Origin of the sequence: Salinibacterium sp. GXW1014 (assembly GCF_044769865.1) — a bacterium.
Lineage (GTDB): Bacteria > Actinomycetota > Actinomycetes > Actinomycetales > Microbacteriaceae > Homoserinimonas.
Map to the genome: position 1 here is coordinate 591,818 of NZ_JBIZWA010000001.1, position 20,285 is coordinate 612,102.

General features: G+C 67.9%; 22 protein-coding genes. 11 read left to right on the top strand and 11 right to left on the bottom strand.

Going from position 1 to position 20,285, the window contains the following annotated elements:
* Positions 1 to 13 precede the first annotated feature (13 nt).
* The 4 genes from ACIQK7_RS02905 to ACIQK7_RS02920 form a co-directional block, all read right to left on the bottom strand.
* Entirely contained in the window at positions 14 to 904 is an 891-nt protein-coding gene (locus ACIQK7_RS02905) for a DarT ssDNA thymidine ADP-ribosyltransferase family protein (RefSeq protein ID WP_403021088.1), read from the bottom strand.
* Between the two features lie 87 nt (positions 905 to 991).
* Complete coding sequence (locus ACIQK7_RS02910; RefSeq protein ID WP_403021090.1) at positions 992 to 1,684, bottom strand: endonuclease/exonuclease/phosphatase family protein; 693 nt, start codon at positions 1,682 to 1,684, stop codon at positions 992 to 994.
* A gap of 51 nt (positions 1,685 to 1,735) precedes the next feature.
* Positions 1,736 to 2,545, bottom strand: coding sequence for a nitroreductase family protein (locus ACIQK7_RS02915; protein WP_403021092.1), 810 nt, complete (start codon positions 2,543 to 2,545; stop codon positions 1,736 to 1,738).
* A complete protein-coding gene (locus ACIQK7_RS02920) occupies positions 2,545 to 3,054 on the bottom strand; it encodes a hypothetical protein (protein WP_403021094.1) in 510 nt (169 codons plus the stop codon). Before ACIQK7_RS02920 ends, ACIQK7_RS02915 begins: the two co-directional genes overlap by 1 nt.
* Positions 3,055 to 3,227: 173 nt before the next feature.
* On the opposite strand from ACIQK7_RS02920, the gene ACIQK7_RS02925 reads away from it, so the two are divergent.
* Both ACIQK7_RS02925 and ACIQK7_RS02930 read left to right on the top strand, forming a co-directional pair.
* Positions 3,228 to 3,671 (top strand): MarR family winged helix-turn-helix transcriptional regulator, encoded by a 444-nt coding sequence (locus ACIQK7_RS02925; RefSeq protein WP_403021096.1) that lies wholly within the window; start codon positions 3,228 to 3,230, stop codon positions 3,669 to 3,671.
* Between the two features lie 82 nt (positions 3,672 to 3,753).
* Positions 3,754 to 4,185, top strand: a complete 432-nt coding sequence (locus ACIQK7_RS02930) for a MarR family winged helix-turn-helix transcriptional regulator (RefSeq protein ID WP_403021098.1) — start codon at positions 3,754 to 3,756, stop codon at positions 4,183 to 4,185.
* On the opposite strand, the gene ACIQK7_RS02935 is transcribed toward ACIQK7_RS02930, so the two are convergent.
* The 3 genes from ACIQK7_RS02935 to ACIQK7_RS02945 all read right to left on the bottom strand — a co-directional run bounded on the left by ACIQK7_RS02935 (position 4,186) and on the right by ACIQK7_RS02945 (position 7,495).
* The gene (locus ACIQK7_RS02935) at positions 4,186 to 5,115 is read right to left on the bottom strand and encodes a J domain-containing protein (protein WP_403021100.1); all 930 of its coding nucleotides are present in this window, start codon (positions 5,113 to 5,115) and stop codon (positions 4,186 to 4,188) included.
* 12 nt (positions 5,116 to 5,127) lie between these two features.
* Positions 5,128 to 6,894, bottom strand: a complete 1,767-nt coding sequence (locus ACIQK7_RS02940) for a DUF2207 domain-containing protein (RefSeq protein ID WP_403021101.1) — start codon at positions 6,892 to 6,894, stop codon at positions 5,128 to 5,130.
* A gap of 70 nt (positions 6,895 to 6,964) precedes the next feature.
* Entirely contained in the window at positions 6,965 to 7,495 is a 531-nt protein-coding gene (locus ACIQK7_RS02945) for a DUF4352 domain-containing protein (RefSeq protein ID WP_325209460.1), read from the bottom strand.
* Between the two features lie 216 nt (positions 7,496 to 7,711).
* Here ACIQK7_RS02945 and ACIQK7_RS02950 point away from each other — a divergent pair, with 216 nt between their 5' ends.
* The gene (locus tag ACIQK7_RS02950; RefSeq protein WP_403021104.1) at positions 7,712 to 8,659 is read left to right on the top strand and encodes a phosphodiesterase; all 948 of its coding nucleotides are present in this window, start codon (positions 7,712 to 7,714) and stop codon (positions 8,657 to 8,659) included.
* A 1-nt stretch (position 8,660) separates the two neighbouring features.
* On the opposite strand, the gene ACIQK7_RS02955 is transcribed toward ACIQK7_RS02950, so the two are convergent.
* Both ACIQK7_RS02955 and ACIQK7_RS02960 read right to left on the bottom strand, forming a co-directional pair.
* Positions 8,661 to 10,193 carry a stealth family protein gene (locus ACIQK7_RS02955; protein WP_403021106.1) on the bottom strand — a complete coding sequence of 511 codons (1,533 nt, stop codon included), beginning with the start codon at positions 10,191 to 10,193 and terminating at the stop codon, positions 8,661 to 8,663.
* 81 nt (positions 10,194 to 10,274) lie between these two features.
* On the bottom strand, positions 10,275 to 10,496 hold the full coding sequence (locus ACIQK7_RS02960; protein WP_403021108.1) for a hypothetical protein: 222 nt from the start codon (positions 10,494 to 10,496) through the stop codon (positions 10,275 to 10,277).
* Between the two features lie 170 nt (positions 10,497 to 10,666).
* On the opposite strand from ACIQK7_RS02960, the gene ACIQK7_RS02965 reads away from it, so the two are divergent.
* From ACIQK7_RS02965 to ACIQK7_RS02985, 5 genes are all read left to right on the top strand, one after another.
* The gene (locus ACIQK7_RS02965) at positions 10,667 to 11,083 is read left to right on the top strand and encodes a DUF2510 domain-containing protein (protein WP_403021109.1); all 417 of its coding nucleotides are present in this window, start codon (positions 10,667 to 10,669) and stop codon (positions 11,081 to 11,083) included.
* A 132-nt stretch (positions 11,084 to 11,215) separates the two neighbouring features.
* Positions 11,216 to 11,881: a hypothetical protein gene (locus ACIQK7_RS02970; RefSeq protein ID WP_403021112.1), complete on the top strand. Its 666-nt coding sequence runs from the start codon at positions 11,216 to 11,218 to the stop codon at positions 11,879 to 11,881.
* 12 nt (positions 11,882 to 11,893) lie between these two features.
* Positions 11,894 to 12,661: an IclR family transcriptional regulator gene (locus ACIQK7_RS02975; protein ID WP_403021115.1), complete on the top strand. Its 768-nt coding sequence runs from the start codon at positions 11,894 to 11,896 to the stop codon at positions 12,659 to 12,661.
* Positions 12,662 to 12,771: 110 nt separating this feature from the next.
* Entirely contained in the window at positions 12,772 to 13,962 is a 1,191-nt protein-coding gene (locus ACIQK7_RS02980; RefSeq protein WP_403021117.1) for a 4-hydroxybenzoate 3-monooxygenase, read from the top strand.
* A 171-nt stretch (positions 13,963 to 14,133) separates the two neighbouring features.
* Positions 14,134 to 15,516, top strand: coding sequence for a CoA-binding protein (locus tag ACIQK7_RS02985; protein ID WP_403021120.1), 1,383 nt, complete (start codon positions 14,134 to 14,136; stop codon positions 15,514 to 15,516).
* A 13-nt stretch (positions 15,517 to 15,529) separates the two neighbouring features.
* Here the strand turns inward: ACIQK7_RS02985 and ACIQK7_RS02990 are convergent, their stop codons facing one another.
* Positions 15,530 to 16,519 (bottom strand): NAD(P)H-quinone oxidoreductase, encoded by a 990-nt coding sequence (locus ACIQK7_RS02990; protein WP_403021122.1) that lies wholly within the window; start codon positions 16,517 to 16,519, stop codon positions 15,530 to 15,532.
* A 31-nt stretch (positions 16,520 to 16,550) separates the two neighbouring features.
* On the bottom strand, positions 16,551 to 17,198 hold the full coding sequence (locus ACIQK7_RS02995) for a TetR/AcrR family transcriptional regulator (protein ID WP_403021124.1): 648 nt from the start codon (positions 17,196 to 17,198) through the stop codon (positions 16,551 to 16,553).
* Positions 17,199 to 17,390: 192 nt separating this feature from the next.
* Between ACIQK7_RS02995 and ACIQK7_RS03000 the strand changes: the two genes are divergently transcribed.
* From ACIQK7_RS03000 to ACIQK7_RS03010, 3 genes are read left to right on the top strand one after another with little or no spacing between them, the layout of a single operon-like run.
* The gene (locus ACIQK7_RS03000) at positions 17,391 to 18,170 is read left to right on the top strand and encodes an enoyl-CoA hydratase/isomerase family protein (protein WP_403021126.1); all 780 of its coding nucleotides are present in this window, start codon (positions 17,391 to 17,393) and stop codon (positions 18,168 to 18,170) included.
* 1 nt (position 18,171) lies between these two features.
* The gene (locus tag ACIQK7_RS03005) at positions 18,172 to 19,059 is read left to right on the top strand and encodes a 3-hydroxyacyl-CoA dehydrogenase family protein (RefSeq protein WP_403021127.1); all 888 of its coding nucleotides are present in this window, start codon (positions 18,172 to 18,174) and stop codon (positions 19,057 to 19,059) included.
* A gap of 29 nt (positions 19,060 to 19,088) precedes the next feature.
* Positions 19,089 to 20,270, top strand: coding sequence for an acyl-CoA dehydrogenase family protein (locus ACIQK7_RS03010; protein WP_403021129.1), 1,182 nt, complete (start codon positions 19,089 to 19,091; stop codon positions 20,268 to 20,270).
* Positions 20,271 to 20,285: the final 15 nt, after the last annotated feature.

Here is a 20,285-nt window from a genome sequence, read left to right on the forward strand (position 1 = left end):
AACTGGGAGAGTGCTAGCCCCGCACGAACCACGGCGGGTACACGGCAACGCGGATGTTGACGCCCGCGTCGGCCAGCACCGCCTTGACCTCGTCGCGCGCCTTGGAGTTGGCGACGCCGATGAGGGAGACCGCCTCGATGGGCACTGTCCCGGCCACGAGCAGTTCGATGCCGGCGAGGGGACGCTCGTCACCGTCGAGCGCCTCGATGGCGATGAGTCGACGCAGTTCGCGCCGCAGGGCGACAGGGTCGGCCGTCATGGGCGCAGTGGGGGCGGATGCCTCGTCGAGCGCCAGCACGAGGGGTGCCGCCTTCTCGATCTCGGCGACGGTCGTGGCGAGCATCACGTAGTCGCCGACCGAGCTCGTGCGTGCCGCCGCGCTGAGGCGGGGGTCGGGAGTGCCCGTGCGGATGTCGCCCCACAGCCCCGATTCGGGTGTCGCGAAGAAGGGCACGCAGTCGGCGACGGCTGCGGGTGCTGATTCTTCTGCCTCGACGGCATCCGTGCCGGTTTCGGCCGAGGCCGCGAGTCCTGCAGCGGCCTGCGCGGGCGCGGTAACCGCCTCAGGGAGTGTCGCCGTGCGCCGCTGTTCGCGGTGCGAGGGCGAACTGATGTCCACGTTGGGCTCGACCGAGTTCGCGGGGAGTAGCGCGCCCCTCTCGGCGATGCCGGCAAGGTTGCGCACGTGCGTCAGGTGGAACACGCGGTGCGCCTCGACATTGACGGGCTTGTCGACGGGGGCACCCGCCGCCCGCTTCGCGATCGCGGGACGCGCGGGGCGCGGGGCTCCAGCGGAGGCACGGGGCGTGCGAGCCTTGGCAGCCTTGGGCGGTGCTGTGGGCGCGGGTTTAGGCGAACAGATGTCGCAGAGTTCTGTATCGAGTCCGTGGATGCATTCGCTCACGCCGGGGGGCCTTTCGTCTCGGCATCCGCGGGGGCTACGGCTGCCGCTTCCAGAGTACGCGGCCTGCCGACTCTCCGGCGACCGGGCTCAGGCGCTCTTGGCCTGCGCGGCCTCTCGATAGGTGGCGGTGACGAGGATCGGCATGTGGTCGGATGTGCCGCGCGGCAGCGTCTCGACACTGCCGATCTCAAGGCCCATCGAGGTGGCGAGGTCGAAGTGTCCGCGAAAGAACTTGTAGCGCGTGTAGGTGCGCGTGTCGCTGAGCGTGAGGTCGTAGCCGTTCTCGCCGACCCGCCGCGTGAGCTGGTTCTTGAAGACCGGGTAGTTGTAGTCGCCGACCATGAGGGTGGGGAGGCCAGGGCCCATGGCGTGCAGCTGCTCGTGCGCGACCCGGATCTGTTCGCGTCGCAGCGAGTTGAGGGCCGTGAGCGGCGCCGCGTGGAACGAGGCGACCACGACGTCGCAGTCGTGCTTGAGGTCGGTGAGGCGGCTGCCGAGCAGGCGCTCGTGGGCGGGCTTCAGCAGGTGGTCGTGGAGCGACTTCTTGAGCTCGAAGGCTTTCGTCTCGGTCGCCGTGAAGCGGTCGCGGCGGTAGTAGACGGCGAGCCCGAGACGATTGCGCCTCGTCGCGTCGGCAAGGTGCATGCCGCCCACTTCTGCGGGTAGCTCGGCGGTGTCGGCTTCCTGCAGGCACATCAGATCGAGGTCATGTTCCTCGGCGAGCGCCTCGATCTCCCCCACCGCGCGGTGCTTGCGCAGGTTGTAACTGACGACTTTCACTGCATTCCTCAATTGCCGGTGTTGCGGGACGGAGCTGGAGTGGCATCCACTCTATTCCGGTGAGGTGGGCGCTTCGTCCCACCCAGTTCGGGGTGTGCTGCAGCGCTCAGTGAAGACGTATTGGGAGGGCAGCTTGCGTTCGTGGCTGGTCCAGTCGATCGCGGGTCGGCGTTTGTCCTCCGGCACGTAGCCGAGCCGGTAGACGGCCATGAGTTCGAGGTCGTCAGGCACTTCCAGCAGGCGTTCGATCTCGGCCCAGCGCCCCGGCACCTCCATGGGGAAGGAGACGAACTGGATGCCCATCCCGAGTTCGACGGTCGCGAGCCAGACGTTCTCCATCGCCGCGCCCATGCTGAAGACGGAGTAGAAGGAGGAGAGTTCACCCGGCCGATATTCACTGCGATCGAGTAGCACGGCCAGGAGCAGCGGTGACCCGGCGACGAGCTTGCGGTTCTCGGCACCGAGCGTCTGCGGCACGTGCAGCGAGTTCATGAGCTTCTGGCCACGCGGTGTGAACGCCTGCGAGGTGAAGGGGCGAAGCGCGGCCGGCATCCGGTCGAAGAGCATGCCGCTGCGCTTCTCGGCCATCTCCTTCTTCGAGAAGCGGAAGTAGGGCTTGTAGCGCTCGAAGAAGGTGCCGTTCGACATGGCCTCGGTCATGCTCTCGCCGCTGATGCGCGCGATCGTCTCGATCGTGTCGCGGTTCTCGATGAGCACGAACCGCCAGGGCTGGGAGTTGAGCTGCGAGGGCGCGCGGCCCGCAAGCTCGACAAGCAGTCGCTGGTGCTCCTCGGAGACGGGGTCGGGCAGGAACGGGCCGTTGGTGGTCTTGCGGCGGCGGATGGCGTCGAACAGTTCCACTACCCGCGCCGCTTCCGTGCCGCTGCGGGCGCCGTGCGCTTCTCCTTGCGCTTCTTGGCTCCAGCAACTCCGGCGATGACACCAGCGACCACATAGAAGGGCGCGGCGGTGAGGGCGACGATCGGATGCAGCGGGCTGCGGGCATCCACGGCGGAGAGGAGACCCAGCGGCACGAACGCGGGAAGCAGCACCCACGAGGCGAGCTTGCCCTTGTTCTTGCGCTTGTTGCCGGCTCCCTGGGGGCGCACTGGGGGAAGGCTCGCGCCGGCTTCCCGTCCCGCGATGACACCCCGCGGCTTGCGCGCGATGGCACTGCGGGCGGAGAGCACGAGGGGGCCGACCCCGTTCCAGACCACGAGTCCCGTGAGGCCCAGCGTCGAGATGTAGAGGGCGTGGTGTAGCCAGCGGGCGCCGCTCGTGTCGACGACCTTGGTGGCAACGCCGAGGCCGAGGCTCGCGTTCGCGGCATAGCTGATACAGGCGGCTGTGGTGAGCTTTGCGGTGTCCATGCTCTCCCCATGATCGACTCGAACGCTCACCGTGGAGCATTTTCCCGGCTGGCGTTCAGGCAAGCGCTCTCTCCGCGTTCACCCGTCGCCGTCTGGAACAACCTGCAATACAGTGCTCGCAGATGGGCCTTCCCGCCCCACCGCGCTCACGCCGCGCTCGAAGGAGCCTGAAGATGGACAACACCAAGCTGCCCCCGCCCTACCGCACGCCCCGACTGCGCAGGCTGCTCCACGTCCACAGCACGCTCTGGTACGAGCACGTGTCGACCGAGATCACCTCGGTGCAGTACGTCGTGCTGTGGTGCCTCCACCACCACGGCGACCAACCGCAGCAGGAGCTGCTCAGCCTCGCGCAGATCGACAAGTCCTCGCTCGCCGAGCTGCTGCGCCGCATGGAGCAGCAGGGCAGCATCACGACCGCGCGGGCCCCCGACGACAAGCGACGCAAGATCGTCTCGATCACCGAGAAGGGCCGGCGAATTCACGACGAGCTCTCGAGCGGTGCAGACCTCGTCAACGACACGATGGCGAGTGGATTGACGGCGGCTGAAGTGAAGCAGTTCGACGCCATCCTCGAAAAGCTGCTCACCTCCGAGGTCATCCGGAGCGTCAACTAGTCGATGTGGACCCCTGCGCTACAGTGATCGCGGATCGTCCGTACACGTGATGATCGGCCAGGTCACGACGAAGTGGGGGAGCATGACGGCACCCGTCCCATACCGCAGCCTTGCCATCAGGCGGGCGCTCCAGACTCACACGGCGCTCTGGCACGAGCACGTCTCGAGCGAGACCACGTCCGTGCAATACGGGGTGCTCTTCTTTCTCAACGAGCACGGCGAGCTCGGCCAACGAGAGCTCATGGACCTCGCGCAGCTCGACAAGTCCTCGCTCGCCGAGCTCCTGCGCCGCATGGAGGGTCAGGGCAGCGTCGAGACCCGTCGTGACGCGGTGGACAAGCGTCGCAAGACCGTCACCCTCACGGATGCCGGCCGCGAACTGTTCGAGCAGCTGCGCCCTGCCGCGCTCCAGGTGAATGAGATGCTCACCGGCAATCTGAGCGACCCCGAGAAGCAGTCGCTCGATCGCCTGCTGGCGAAGATCGTCGACGACGGGGAGCGCGCCGCCAGCTGATCAGGTGAAGCGGATGCTCGACTGCAGCCGCGTGCGCACCTCGAACAGTTCCGTGCCGCCGATGAGTGGTGCGTCGGCAAGGTCGCCCCGCAGCACGCCGGGCAGGCGAGAACGCTGCACGACCGCGCTCGTGACGCCGCGCATCCGGCCGACTATCAGCGCCTCGTCGATCGCGTCGTCCGGCACGACGACGACGAGGTTCGTGAACTTGACCCTGGCAGCCTTCGCGACCGACTTGGCGCGCAGCGACAGGGAATGGATCGGCCGCTCCCCCGCCGCGATCGCCTCGCCCACGATCTCGTTGCGCTTCACCCGCACGGGCGAGCCCCAATCCTCCGACTGCACCGCGAAGAGCCCGCTCGGGCCGAGCACGACATGGTCGAGCTTCGACGCCCAGGGGTCGCCCGGGGCATCCGTCGCCACGTCGTGCCACACCGTGTAGGCGATGCCGAGCTCGGCCGCCTGCGCCGCCGTCGCCTCCTCCGCGAGCGCGTTCGCGAGCAGGTGACGGATGTCGCGGGGCGCCGACCGCACGAGTGCGGGGTCATACGGGTCTGGCAGGGCGGCGCCTCTGCCGACCCACTCGCGCATCAGGTCGAGGTAGTGCTCTCGGCTGAGTCCGCCGGGGTGCCCGTAGGTGCGCGCCTGGGGGCGGCTCTCGGAGGTTCGCCGCGGCGCGGCGGGAGCCCATGTGGCATGGCTCTGTACGTTGCGGCTGGGGCGACCGCGGTCGTACGCCGCCCGGTCGGCCGGCGTGCCGAGCTGTTCCCACGCGCGCTGCACGTCGTGGAAGCGCTTGGCGTCGCCTCCCGTGTCGGGGTGCGTCTCGCGCAACATCCGCCGGTATGCCTTGCGCAGCTCGTCGTCGCTCGCGGTCGGCGCGACACCGAGCACCTCATAGGGCGACGGGTTCAGCGGGCTGGGTGGCACCGATCCAGAGTACTAGCGGCCACCTCCACCGCCGCCGCCACCGCCACCGCCCGAGACGGCGCCGCCGGTCGAACCGCCCGAGGAGGAGCTGAAGCTGGAGGTCGCGCTCGTGCTGACGCTGCCGATGCTGGAGGCGAAGAGGGCCGCATTGAAGGGACCAGAGCCGACGTACCAGTCGGGTGTGCTGCCCTGCTCCTGGTAGTAGCGCCCGAGCTCCTCCGCCCACTCCTTCTCGTGGCCGAAGAGCATGGCGTAGGGCAACAGCTTCTCGTTGAGCTTCACGATCTGGGCCGCGTCGTCGGTGGGGATCGGCTCGCGCAGGGCGCCCTTGGGCGACTGCAGGTAGCGCAGGCGGTCGGCCTCCGCGAGTTCGATGTAGTCCTTGAGCCCCTTCATGTGGTCGCGCACCGCAACGCCGCGCTCGTCGAGGGGTGTCTTGATGAGCGGCATGAAGGAGAGGGCTCCCACGATGAGCGAGAGCGCGAGCGCGATGCCGGGCAGCCCGCCGCCGTAGGCGAGGTCGAGCGCAACAGCCGCGAAGATGATGCCCGCGACCATCGACACGGCACTGAAGATCAACACGGGGGCGGCGACCTTGCCGGGGTACTTGCGCCGGTAGCCCTCCGCCACGAGCTGCTTGCCGACCCGCTCATAGAGCTTGCCGAGCTTCTTGGTCGCTTTCTCGTCCTGTTTGTCGAGGTCGCGGTGCTCTCCCGGCGTGAGGGTCGTGCCGAAGAGCGCGTGGAGGAACTCGCGTTCGTGCTCGTCGACGCCGTCCGCCGTCACGAACTGCAGGCGGTACTTCGGCTTCTTGATGAGCGGCGACATCCCTGCCTCGATGACACGGATGCGGCGGGCGACCGCGAGCGCGATGATCTGCGCGGGCGTGGCCTTCGCGCCCGCGCCCGCCACGAAGGCCGACTTCACGAGGGGTTCGCCGGGTGGTGGGCCGTATTCGGGGACGATGATGCCGCGCCCCGGAGCATCCGCCAGCTTCGTGCGGCGCACACGGAAGGCCCACAGCAACGCGACGATCGTGCCGCCGGCGCCGACGAAGGCGAGGGTCGGCCAGGGCGCGTCGAAGAAACCGCTCGGGCGCTCGGTGAAGGTGTCGGGCTCGAAACCGACCGCGATCGTGAGGTTCTCATACGGCCCCAGGTTGCGCGCCTCGAAGTCGAGGCCGTCGACCTCGGCCGGGTTCGCCTGGCCCTCTGCCCCCCAGACGGCGGCGACGTTACCCGTGAGCTTCTCCTCAAGTCCCGGTTCGAGGTGCACGGTCGCGCTCACGACGCCGAACGGCTGCGGCCACTCGACCCCGTTGACGTCCCAGTAGAACTCGTCCGAGTCGGTGTCGGGATAGTAGCGGTGCGCGTTGACCATCGTGTACTCGATCACGTACGTCTGCTCGCCCCGCACGTAGTCGTCGCCACCGAGGGCGAGTTGAATGCCGCCGTCGGCATCCTCCTCCTCCCATTCGACCGCGGCGCCCGTCTCGTCAGTGACCGAGACGACGGTCGGATGCGTCGGCAGCCCGTTGTAGCGGTCGGGGATGGTGCGCAGGATGCCCCTGTTCTGGTCGAAGTCGGGGAACACCGCCACGATCGTCTCGACCACGCGCAGCGTCGCGCGCCCCTCCTCATTCGACCCGAGGTGGTAGTCGGCGTGGAAGCTCGCGAACTCGAAGTCCTCAACCCCGGCTTGAGCCGACTGGACTGGCGCCGACCACACCCCGAGCAGGGCGAGGGCGGTGACGGCGAGCGCGGAGAGGAGACGTCTCATACACGCCACGATAGGCGCCGCCGCGCTTGCGCCGCGTCCGCCGAACGGCCGACGCCGACAGGCGGATGCCCTAGAAACTGACCTCGAACGACTCGATCCCCGACCACGGGCTCGTCAGCTCGACGCGCTCCAGCAGCTGGTCCTTCGGAACATCGAAGAAGAGCGTGGACTCGACGGACTTTCCTGCGTCGAGCGCCTGCATGCCGCCATCGGCAGCCGTTCCGGCCCAGTAGTCGGGAAAGTACTCCGTGTCGGAGGCGAGGCCCTTGACCTTCAGCTGCGAGAGGTCGATCGTCTCACCCGTACCGTTCTCGACATTGACCCCGACGGTGCAGTACTGGCCCACCGCCGTGAACTCGGGCTTGTCCTCGCCGACGCCGCTGATGCCGCAGATGCGACGTGTCACCGAGACCGCGACGCCATCCTCACTCGTGAATGCCTTGCCCACGTCGGAGTTCGCGGCCGGCGCCGAAGGCGGTGCGGCGTCTCCTGCGCAGCCGACGAGCGAGACGCCCAGCCCGGCGACAGCGAGTGCGACGGCGACCGAACGGCCGGAGCGGACCCATGCGCGACTCATCCGAGCGGTGACGTGCTTGGGCATGGAGCACCTCCAGGGCGTCTTTCAACATCGAAAGGAAACAATGCGGCCACGGCCGCGTCGGGTAAGACCCAAGTAAAGCGCGCGCATTGACGCAAATGGCAGTCCCCACAATGGGTGCCGACAGCCCCTTCTCCCGCGCGTGACACACCCGAACTGGGGTGCGAATCGCCGCTTTGCGTTAATGCGCCGTTCGGATTCGAGTGATGGACTGGAGTCATGTCCGGTTATACGGCCGCTCACCCACGGCCCGACCATTTCATCCTGCACCTCAGCGACACCCACCTTCTCGCTGGAGGCAAGCGCCTCTACGACCGCGTCGACAGCGAAGCGCGCCTCGCTGAACTCTTTGCGCGGCTCGAAGCATCCGGCGCTCGCCCGGAGGCGATCGTGCTCACGGGCGACCTCGCCGACCACGGCGAGCCAGAGGCCTACGCCAAGCTTCGCGCGATCGTCGAACCGGCGGCGGAGCGCCTCGGGGCACAAGTCGTGTGGGTCATGGGCAACCACGACGACCGGGGTGCGTTCCGCGAAGAGCTGCTCGACCAGCACCCCTCGACCAGGCCCGTCGACCGCGTGCACGACATCAACGGCCTCCGCATCATCACGCTCGACTCGACCGTGCCAGGCCACCACCACGGCGAGGTGAGCGACGAGCAGCTCGACTGGCTCGCCGAGGAACTCGCCTCACCCGCGCCCCACGGCACGATCCTCGCGATGCACCACCCGCCCGTGCCGAGCGTGCAGGATCTCGCGGTGCTCGTGGAACTTCGTGACCGCGGACCGCTCGCCGAGGTCCTGCGCGGCTCAGACATCCGGAGCATCATTGCGGGGCACCTGCACTATTCCACGACCGCGACCTTCGCCGGCATCCCCGTCTCGGTCGCATCCGCCACCTGCTACACGCAGGATCTCGCGGGCGAGTTCGGTTCAACCATGCCGCGTGACGGAGCGCAGTCATACAACCTCATCCACGTCTACGACGACACCGTCATGCACACGGTCGTGCCCGTCGCAGCCTCCTCGACGCTCTCCTACACCTCGACCGACGAGACGGCGCAGATCCTCGCCCGTCACGGGGTGAGCATCCTGCCGCCGGCGAATGCGCCCGTGCCGGCCGAGCCGCCTCTCACGACGGGAGTGCTCGACCTCCTGCCCGTCGGCTAGCTCAGTCGCTCGGGTTTTCCCAGGGCGCCGCGACCGGGAAGTAGTGCTCGAGGAACCCCAGCACCGCCTCGGCCCGCTCCATCGCATCGAGCTCGGGGAACGAGCCGTCGTTGAGGCAGAAGAAGTCGTAGTTGCGCCGCTTCAGCAGCCGCTTCATGTCCTTCACGCCCTGCCGCGCGGTCGTGTCGACGTAGCGCACCTTGGCCGTCGGCTGGATGACCGCGCGCCCCGTCATGAGTGCGTAGTAGTGGTAGAAGGAGTTGGTCACCGAGATGTCGGTGGCCTGCCGGAACTGCGCGGCGGCCGTGCGGGCGAACTCCTCCGGAAACTGCGCCTCCAGCTCGTGCAGCACGGAACGGCGCAGGGGCGCGGCGGCATGCTCGAGGTGGTTCGTGATCGTCACGCCGAAGCGGTCCTTGAGGATCCCGCGGTTGGTGCGCGCCGCGTTCTCAAAGCCGCTGCGGCTGGGATGGTTCTCCCCCAGGCCGATGCGCGTCTCCGACAGGATGAACTTGCTCACGCCGCCGGGAGAGAAGAACATCTCGGGCCCGACGGCGCGGCCGAAGAACATGTCGTCGTTCGAGTAGAGGAAGTGCTCGCTCAGCCCCTCGATGTGGTGCAGTTGGCTCTCGACCGCGTGCGAGTTGTGGGTCGGCAGCACGCTCGTGTCGGCGAAGAACTGCTCGCTCCGCAACAGCGTGACCCTCGGATGCTCGGCCAGCCAGGCGGGCCGCGGCGAGTCGGTCACGATGTAGATGTTGCGGATCCAGGGTGCGAAGAGGTGCACCGAGCGGAGCGCGTACTTGAGTTCGTCGATCTGGCGGAAGCGCGCCTCGTGGTCGTCGCCCTCGCCGACGACGTAGCTCGCCATGCGCGCCGCACGCTGCCGCTGGTATTCCGCGGATGACCCGTCGACCCACGAGAAGATGATGTCGATGTCGAAGTTCACGTCGAGGCTCGACGGTTCGAACATGCCCCGCAGGGTCGGCCACTGCTTGCCGTAGAGCTCGACAGTGTCCCGCACGATCTCCGAGATGGGAGTGTGGTGCCGCTGCAGGATGTTGGGGCGCGGCGCGATGACCTCGCCACGGATGTCATCCCACTCCCACAGCTCGAGCGGAACACCGCTCTCGTGCTCGTAGCGCAGAGTGCCGGGCTCGGCCACGCGGGGACGGTAGAGCGTGAAGGCCCGCGCCGCGGGGTCGGCTGACAGCCTGCCATCCGCGAGCATCACGGAGCGTCCCACGGTGGATCGGTCAACGCGGATGTCGCGGGCGGCCAGGTCTGCCCTGGCGCCCTTCGCCATCCTCATGGTGCGGGAGCGGAAGGGCTCCGTCTGGCACGCCGAGGCGAGCGCGGCTTCGAGCCGCTCACGCTCGGCGAGGTCGACGACGACGATCGGACGTGGGTCCTGCGTGCGCACGAGGAAGTAATCGATTCCGTTGGCGGCGAGCACACCCCGCACGAAGTCGAGGTCAGCGCGGAACGCCTGCCACGGGGTGAGGCCGTCGCAGGCAAGGGAAGAGCGAGTCATGGAGGCCCAATCGTTCGACCCTGGGCCCACATGAGTGAAGGGCCCGTCAGCCTTCCCCAGCATAACGAGCCGGGTGAGGGGTCACTGCGCCGATGAGAGCCCCCGTGCGATCTCAGCGATCCGCTCGTCGCTCACCTCCACGCCCGTTTCGCGCACGCGCTGCCGCAGCATCTGCTCTGCAGGTTCGTGCGTGTGGCCCTCACGAATGTCTGAGCGCACCTGCTCGATGATGCCGTCGAGACGCTGCTCATTGGTGGCGTCGTCGCTGCCGTCCTGGATGGGGCCGTCCTGTGTCTCACGCATGACGCCATGGTGCGCCGGACACCCTACGGTTGCCTGAATGCGCGGGCTCCGCAGCTGTGCGGGAGGTTTCGGCCAAGAAATCACGCAGAAACTGTGCGATTCACCCTCCGCGTATGGCGGATGTCGCGAGAGACTATGTCTGGATCCGCGAAGGGACACACACGCGCACCATGCCTGACCTCCACAACATACGACTGCCCGCCGGGTGGTACCCCGACCCCAGTGGCGCCGATCATCGTCGCTGGTGGGACGGCAAGACGTGGACGCAGCACACCGCGCCGTTTCAGCGCCCCGCCCCCGTCTACGACGTCGTGGACCTCGTGGAACAGAAGGCGACACCGCGCGACGGCGAAGATGCCGAGACATCCGCCCCCGCAGCGCCTCGTCGCATCCGCACCGCTGCTCGCATCGGCCGCGGTCTTGCGGCCCTCGCGCACAAGCTGCCATTCGGGCTTCCCGCCCCCGCGGACGATCCGCAGGACGACAGGGTCGAGGGGCCTCCGCCCGCGCCGCCGGCTCCACCCGCCCGCGCCAAGGGCGCTCCCGTCAAGAAGACGGCGCCCCGGCGGTCGCGCGCGCGCCACTGAGCTGAGCAACGTACCGCCGATCCGCGCGCTCCCTCGGATCCGGGCACACTCACCCCCGAAGCGGGGATGCCGCTACACCCGGCCGACTGGTTACCGTGAACCGAATCGTCACAGACCGGAGGGGGACCGGGCGTGAGCTTTACCGGACAGGATTACCCGAACCAGTCCGCACCGGGGTTACATGACCCGCGCGCGCTCAGTGAGGAGGAATGGCGCGCCTCGCTGCCGTCATTCGGACAGCAGCTCGGCACGGGGCTCGGCCAGGCCAGCTCGGGCGCGGTGCGCACCGAGGCGGCGCCGAGCGTCGCGCCGTTCAGCACCCAGGATCGACTGCGCAGCTGGCGCGCGACGCCCACGACGAGCAACACCCCCTGGGTGTGGTGGCTCATCGCAACGCCCATCCTCGGAGGCCTCGCCATGTGGCCGATCGTCTTCACGGTGTTCGGCTTCGAGAACGTCTTCCTCCTCCTTGCGAGCGACAACGACCCGGCTGCACTTCGCTTAGTCGGCTTCTTCTTCTGCATGGGGCTCGCGATCGCCGCCGTCACGATGCTGCTGGGCTTCGGCGACCGCGCCGCCCTGCGGAGGCTCGGCCACAGTCGCACCGCCTCCCCCTGGTGGCAACTTCTGAGCCAGCTCGTCTACCTCATCGTCCGGACGGTGCACGCGAACTCGCAGACTGGGCGGGGAGCCGCACCGCTCGTCGTCTACCTCTGCCTCCAGATCGCGCCGGTCGTCCTCGGCGTGATCGCTGCCGTCGCGATCCCCGCCTTCATCGCCGCCTCCTCGACCCCGTGAGACGCTGAACACATGGCCAACTCACCGAGTGGCGACTCCCTCATCTCTCGTGTCGTCCGCATCCTCGAGACCTTCGACACCGATCGCACGAGCCGCAGCGTCTCAGATATCGCACGGCGCACGGGCATCCCGTCGTCGACGACGCACCGCCTCGTCGCGGAACTGAGCGAGCATGGCCTGCTCGAGCGCGACGAGCGCGGCAACGTGCACGTCGGGATGCACCTCTGGGAGCTCGCGATGCGCGGCTCGCAGGCGCTGCGACTGCGCCAGATCGCGATCCCGTTCATGGAGAGCGTGCAGGCCAAGGTGCGCCAGCACACGCAGCTGGCGGTGCTGGAAGACGACGAGGCCCTCTTCATCGAACGACTGTCGAGCCGCGACTCCGGCGCGAACATCACACGGATCGCGGGGCGCCTGCCGTTGCATGCCTCGTCGTCCGGCCTCGTGCTGCTCGCCTATGCGGATGCCGCGCTGCAGGACCGCGTGCTCGCGGGCGAGTTGCAGCAGCGTTCCGGAGAGACGGTGACCGACCCCGCCCGACTCCGTTCGATGATCGGCGAGATCCGGCGCATCGGGCACGTGATCGCCCCAGGCTACATCGCGCCGGAATCGGTCGGCGTCGCGGTACCCGTCAAGGGCCCGGGTGGCGGCACGATCGCGGCGCTCTCAGTGGTGCTCCCGCGCGACCACGGCGACTTCGGCACCGTCGTGATGTATCTCAAGTCGGCCTCGACGGGGATCACCCGGGCAATGCGCGATTCCCGGAATTTCTTCCATTGAACGGGAAGTAAGTTCATCCCGGGTCGCTCGCTGTCCACAATGGCAGCAGGGCCCACAACCGGCCTCCACTGACACTCGCGGCACCGGGCCGCGCTGACAAAGGAGTCCCCATGACCGAAACGATCCGCACCCAGGTCGGCATCATCGGAGCCGGACCTGCCGGCCTCCTGCTCTCCCACCTCCTCGACCGCGCCGGCATCTCCTCCGTCGTGATCGACAAGCGCAGCCGCGAGGAGATCGAGAAGACCATCCGCGCCGGCATCCTCGAGCAGGGCACCGTCGACGTGCTCGTCAACACCGGCGTCAGCGACCGCGTGCTCCGCGACGGGCACAAGCACGACGGCATCGAACTCCGCTTCCAGGGCGAGGGCCACCGCATCGACTTCCCCTCCCTCGTCGGCCGCTCCGTCTACCTGTACCCGCAGCACGAGGTGCTCATCGACCTCATCGCCTCGCGGCTCGAGGCGGGCGCCGACATCCGCTTCGAAACCAGCAACAGCGAGCTGCACGGCCAGCTCAGCGACAGCCCCAGCATCAGCTTCACCGACTCCGAAGGCAATGACGTCGTCGTCGAGTGCGACTTCATCGGCGGCACCGACGGCTCACAGGGCATCGCCAAGTGGTCGATCCCCGAGACCGACCGTCGCGACTTCTTCCGCCCCTACCCCTTCGCCTGGTTCGGCATCCTTGCCGACGCGCCACCAAGCAGCGAGGAACTCATCTACAGCGCCGGCGACAAGGGCTTTGCGCTCGTCAGCCAGCGCAGCGACACCGTGCAGCGCATGTACTTCCAGTGCGACCCCGAAACGAACACCGATGACTGGAGTGAGCAGCAGATCTGGGACGAGCTCCAGGCTCGCGTTCCCGGCCACGAACTCAAGGAGGGGCACATCTTCCAGAAGGATGTGCTGCAGTTCCGCTCCTACGTCTGCGAAACCATGCAGTACGGGCGCATGTTCCTCGCCGGCGACGCCGCCCACACCGTGCCACCGACGGGCGCCAAGGGCATGAACCTCGCCGTCGCCGACGTGCTCGTGCTCGCCGACGCCATGGCCGCCTACTACGACAACGGCAGCACCGAGAAACTCGACAACTACGCCCCCACCGCGCTCAAGCGCATCTGGCGCGGCCAGCAGTTCTCCTACTGGATGACCTCCATGCTGCACGCCACCCCCGACGAGCACCCCTTCGACCAGCAGCGCCGCTACGGCGAGCTCGAGACGGTCACCTCGTCGAAGGCCGGGCAGACGTACCTGGCCGAGGCGTACACGGGCTGGCCCTTCGACGTCAGCTACAACTAGGTCGTCACCGCCCTCGCAGGCTCGGTCGGCGCTGGGGTCGCGCGACCGCTCCGCGCTCGCCTTGAGCTCCACCGCGCAGGGTGGCGCGCTACCCAGCCCGCAGGGCGGCGGGCCCTTCGATATGCTGCACGAGCGGGGATCGAACAGCGAAGAAGCCGGACGGTGTGACTAATGGAACGCGCATCCACATCGCACGTGGAGTCGGCGGTCGACGCCCTGCTGCACCCCCGCAGCATCGCGGTGCTCGGCGCGTCTGACGACCCGCGCAAGCCGGGTGGGCGCGTGCTGCGCAATATGGTCAAGCACGGCTTCGACGGGATGCTCATTCCGATCAATCCCCGCAGGCCGGAGGTCCAGGGACTCACCGCGTACGCCTCCATGACTGACGTACCGGTGGTGCCGGACCTCGTCATCGTGGCGATACCCGGGCCCGCCGTGGTGCCGGCCGTCGAGTCGGCGATCGCCGCCGGGGCCCGCACCTTCGTGCTCCTCTCCGCGTTCGCGCCGGGCGCAGAGGATGAGAGGGATGCGCTCGCGCGCCTCGCGTCTGCCGATGACGGTGTGCGCATCCTGGGGCCGAACAGCCTCGGCACCCATAGCGCCCGGTCACGTCTCGCGGCGAACTTCATGACGGCGATCGACGACGAGGAGTTCGAGTTCGCGGACTCCGGGGTCTTCGTCATCACACAGAGCGGAGGGGTGGGGGCCTACCTCTTCAGCGAGGCGCAGACCGTCGGCTTTCCTGTCGGGGAGTTCATCAGCACGGGGAGCGAACTCGACCTGACGTTTGGTGCGGTGCTTCGTGATGTCGTCGAGCGCCACGATCCGACGCTCGTCTTCGGATATGTGGAGGGCAGCGACGACCGGGCAGACCTCGTCGCCGGCCTTGAGCGGGCTAAGGCGGCCGGCGTTCCCGTGCTGTTGCTCCATGCGGGCAGGAGTCCCGAGGCCCAGCAGGCAGCATCGCGCCACAGCGGCCTGCCTGCATTGACGCCAGAGGAGTGGTCGGATGCTGTCGAGCCGACTGGAGCGCGCACGTTCCACACGATCGAGGCGATGCTGGACGCAGGCAGGGCACTCGTGCATACGCGGCAGCCGAGGGGCGATCGAGTGACGATCGTCGCCGCATCGGGGGGCGCCGGCATCCTGATGACCGACGCTGCCGTCGATGCCGGGCTGCACCTCGCCGAGTGGGATCACAATGAGAGGCAGGCGCTGGGCGCGCTCCTTCCCGACCACGCGGTCGTCGAGAATCCCGTCGACGCCACGGGGGCGCTCTTCGCGCGGCTCAGCACCCTGCGCGCTGTGCTCGAGTCGTGCACCTCGCATGGGTCGACCGACATCGTCGTGCTCACGCTGGGCAACATGCCCCACGTCGAGGACGTGCTCTTTCAGGAGATCGCGGCCGTCGCGCACGAGTCTGAGACCCTCGTCGTGGTGGTCTGGGCTGGCGGCACCCCGGGAGCCGTCAGGCGTCTTGCAGAGCGCGGCGTGCTCGCCTATCCGGACCCCAGGCGCGCGGCAATGGCGCTTCGCCAGATGCTGGCGCGCTGAGCACTAGGCCCCGTCACAGCGCGAGCAGGAGCTTGCCCATGTGCTCCGATGACTCAAGCAGGCGATGCGCGGATGCGGCATCAGCGAGAGAGAAGACCTGGTCGACGTGGGGACGGATGCGGCCGGCCTCGACGAGCGGCCAGACATCTCTCCTCACGCCCTCGACTATCGCCGTCTTGGCATCGTCGCTCCTCGCGCGGAGAGTGCTCGCCCGCACCGTCAAGCGCTTGCGCAGCAGTTCCTTGAGGTCGACCTCGGCGACGGAGCCGCCCTGCGTTCCGATGATGACGAGGTGGCCCTCTGCCGCGAGGGCTCGGAGGTTCGCCGCGAGGTACCGGCCGCCGACGATGTCGAGCACGATGTCGAGGCCCCGGCCCCCGGTCTCGCGCGCCACGGCGTGCTCGAAGGACTCGTCCCGGTAGTTGATGACGTGGGCGGCGCCGAGCCCGCGGCAGTAATCGGCCTTCGCTGCCGAACCGACCGTGCAATGGACGGCGACCCCGAGCGCGCTGAGCCATTGGATGGCGAAGGTGCCGATGCCGGAGGACCCACCGTGAACCAGCGCCGACGCCGAAGCCGGTGGGACGAGGTCGTGCAGGTTCGAGTAGACAGTGCACGCGGCCTCGGGCAGGGCGGCCGCCCCGGCCATGTCGACTCCGTGTGGAATGGGGAGGAGCTGTCCCTCGGGCACGGCAACGTACTCCGCATAGCCGCCGCCGGTCAGGAGGGCACAGGCCCGTTCGCCGATGCGCCAGCCGGCGACCGACTCACCCACTTCCACGACGTGCCCGGAGCATTCCAACCCCGGCACGGGGGACGCTCCCGCTGGCGGCGGATAGCGACCGGCGCGCTGGCCGGCATCCGCTCGATTGACGCCGGCATACTCGACCCTGAGCAACACCTCGTGGGCGAGGGGCACGGGGCGGGGACGTTCCACAAGCACCAGCGCGTCCGGGCCCCCCGGCACGGGGATGTCGACGGCGCGCATCGAGCGTGAGGCCATAGGCGTCACGACCGGGGGGCACCCGCGGTCATCAGAAGTCCTCCGGGCGCATCGTGTCTCGGTTCGCTCCGCTCGTGCCGAAGACGAAGAGCTGCCAGAGCTCCGTCGCGAGCGATTCCACCTCATCGGCGGTGAGGCGCGAGTGGGCGCGCGATGCCCAGTTGCACATGCCGAAGAGGGAGAAGGCAACTGTCCGCGTGTCGCACGGCGGGATGACCCCGAGCTCGACGTCACGCCGGAACGACTCCTCGACCAGCCTTCGGTAGGTCTTGCGGTTCGCTCGCATCTCAGCGCGTCGTTCGTCACTGAGCTCCCGTTGGTGTTCGATGAACGACTGCAGCATTCCCGGGCTCTCCACGATGACGTTGAGGTGCTCGTAGATCACCTCGTATGCGACCCTCGTCGATGAGGCGCCCTCCTCGACCCGTCGTGTCTGTGACTCGATGAGGGGCGTGATGTAGAGCAGGTGGATGTTGAAGAGGATCTCTTCCTTGCTGCGGAAGTAGTGGTACAGCGTCGGCTTCGCGATGCCCGCGATCTCGGCGATCTTGTCCATCGTCGCGCTGTGATAGCCCATGTCGCGGAAGAGCTGGCTGGCGAGGCGCAGGATCTCCCGCCGACGCGCTTGGCCAACCGGGGTGGACTTCGTGAGCTCGTCGCTTTGAGCAGTCTCGGTCATTTCTCACCCAATCCCTTGAATTGCATACGCTGCGCGCCCGCGTGACGAAACAGTACCCAGAAAATCAAGCGCGATAGCGGGAACCTCAGCGGATGCTCCGCCGTCAGTCTTGACCATCCGGTCATGTTCCGCCATCATACAAGCATCGACCGACTAATCGGTCGGCTCAATGCTGAGGATGATGGGGGTGCGGTGAACGAGTTCCACTCACTCGATGTCGCTCGTGCTGCTTCCATCCTCACAGTCACGATCAATCGTCCCGAGGCAAGGAACGCCTTGAACGCCCAGGCGATCGCGGAACTCCGAGCCGTGCTCGAGCTCGCAGCGGAAGACGACGACATCGGCGGCGTCATCTTCACCGGGCACGGCGAGCGGGTGTTCGTCTCCGGCGCTGATATCGCGGAGCTCAGGGGCCGTGACCTCAAGAGTGGCCTCGGGGGTGCCACCCAGCGGCTGCTCTCCGAACTCCAGGCGCTCGACAAGCCGACGATCGCCGCCATCAACGGTCACGCCCTCGGTGGCGGCTGCGAGTTCGCGCTCGCCTGCGACATCCGGATCGCCTCGGCCGACGCCAGGATGGGGCTCCCCGAGGTCGGCCTCGGCATCATCCCTGGCGCCGGAGGCACCCAGCGCCTTGCCCGCCACGTGGGCCTCGGCCGTGCCGTCGAGATGATCCTGACCGGACGCCTGCTCGACGCACACGAGGCGCAGCGGATCGGCCTGGTCAGCGAGGTCGTCGAGGGCCCGCAGCTCCCCGGGCGCGCGCGGGAGGTCATGCAGGGCATCCTGCAGAAGGCGCCGCTCGCGATCCGGCTCGCCAAGATGATCACCCGCACCTCCATGGACACTGACGAGACGACGGGCCTGATGGTCGAGAGGCTCGCCCAGGCGCTCCTCTATACGACCGACGACAAGCGGGAGGGCACCGGGGCGTTCCTTGAGCGCCGTACTCCCGAGTTCAAGGGAGAGTGACATGCGCGAGACGAATACGGTCATGGTGGTCGGCGCCGGTGCGATGGGCGCCCAGATCGCACTGCTCTGCGCCGCGAGGGGCCTCGAGGTCACCCTCACCGAGGTGGACCCCCGCATGCGCGAGACGGCCATCGCACGGATCACGGCCCTCGGCGCGCGCCAGGTCGAGAAAGGACGCCTCGGCGCCGCAGCGCTGGACGGCGCGATCGCGCGCATCAGCACTCTCGCCGCTATCGACGAGGCCCCCGAGGTCGACCTCGCGATCGAGGCGGTCACCGAGAATCGCGAGCTGAAGCGCAAAGTGCTCGGAGAGCTCGACATGCACTTCTCCGGGGGCACGATCATCGCCTCCAACTCCTCGAGCTTCGTGCCCTCCTCCCTCACTGACTCGATCGCCGCCCGCGATCGCTTCCTCAACATCCACTTCTTCAACCCCGTGCTCTCCATGCGCTGCGTCGAGGTCATCGCCTGCCCCGAGACATCCGCCGACACCCTTGCTGGCGCGATCGCCTTCGTCGAGAGGATCGATCGTTTGCCCCTTGTCGTGAAGAAGGAGATTCCGGGCTTCATCGCGAACCGGATCCTCAACGCCGTGCGTGACGAGGCACTGCACCTCTACGAGGGCGGCTACGCAGACATCGAAGCAATCGACCTCGCCTGCCGCCACGCGCTGGGGTATCCCATGGGTCCCTTCGAGCTCATGGACCTGACGGGAATCGACATCGGGTACCTGACGAAGGTCGCCCGGCACGAGGAGACCGGCAACCCGGCAGATGCTCCCTCCACGACAGTCGCGAGACTCGTCGAGCAGGGCACCCTGGGACGCAAGACAGGCCAAGGCTTCTACCACTATGACGACCAGGGGCGACGCGGCGCACCCGCGATCTGACCGCCCGCCTCCACGACGAAGGGATCCCCATGCAAGAGACACCTCTCGGCATGTTCGACATCGACTCGCTCATCGACGACGACGACCGCGAACTCCGTGATGCCGTGAGGGCGTTCGGCGAGAATCGCCTTCGCCCGGAGATCGCCGAATGGTACGAGGCTGGCACGCTCCCCGCGCGGGAGGTCGCCCGTGAACTCGGCGACCTGGGCGTGCTGGGCATGCATCTCACGGGCTATGGATGCGCGGGCGCGAGCGCCATGGCATACGGCCTCGCCTGTATGGAGCTCGAGGCGGTCGACTCCGGCCTGCGCTCGCTCGTCTCGGTGCAGGGCTCGCTCGCCATGTTCGCCATCTGGCGATGGGGCAGCGAAGACCAGAAGACCGAGTGGCTCCCGCGGATGGCTGCGGGTGAGGCCATCGGGTGCTTCGGACTCACCGAGCCCGACTACGGCTCGAACCCGGCGGGCATGCGGACGAACGCGCGGCGCGACGGCGACGACTGGGTGCTGACCGGCAACAAGATGTGGATCACCAACGGTTCCGTGGCCGACGTCGCTGTCGTCTGGGCGCAGACGGCCGAGCACGGCGATGCGAAGGGAATCCGCGGTTTCGTCGTGCCGACGGACACACCCGGGTTCTCGGCACCCGTGATCCACAAGAAGCTCTCGCTGCGCGCATCCGTCACCAGCGAGCTCGTGCTCGACAACGTGCGGCTCCCTGCGTCCGCCATGCTGCCGGAAGCCTCCGGGCTGCGCGGCCCCCTGACCTGCCTGAACGAGGCACGCTACGGGATCGCGTTCGGCGCACTCGGCGCGGCCCGCGACTGCCTTGAGGTGACGCTGCGCTACGCACAGGAGCGGGAGATCTTCGACCGTCCGCTCGCCGCCTACCAGCTCACGCAGGCCAAGCTCGCCGACATGAGCCTCGAGCTTGGCAAGGGCATGCTCCTGGCCGTGCAGCTCGGCAAGCTCAAGGATCGGCACGAGATCACCCCGACCCAGATCAGCCTCGGCAAGCTCAACAGCACGCGGGAGGCGATCGAGATCGCCCGCACCTGCCGCACCATCCTGGGTGCTGCCGGCATCACGGGAGAGTTCCCCGTGATGCGTCACGCGAACAACCTCGAGTCGGTGCTCACGTATGAGGGCACGTCAGAGATCCACCAGCTCTCGATCGGCCGGACCCTCACGGGACTCTCCGCCTTCTCCTAGGAGAAGACGAAAAGG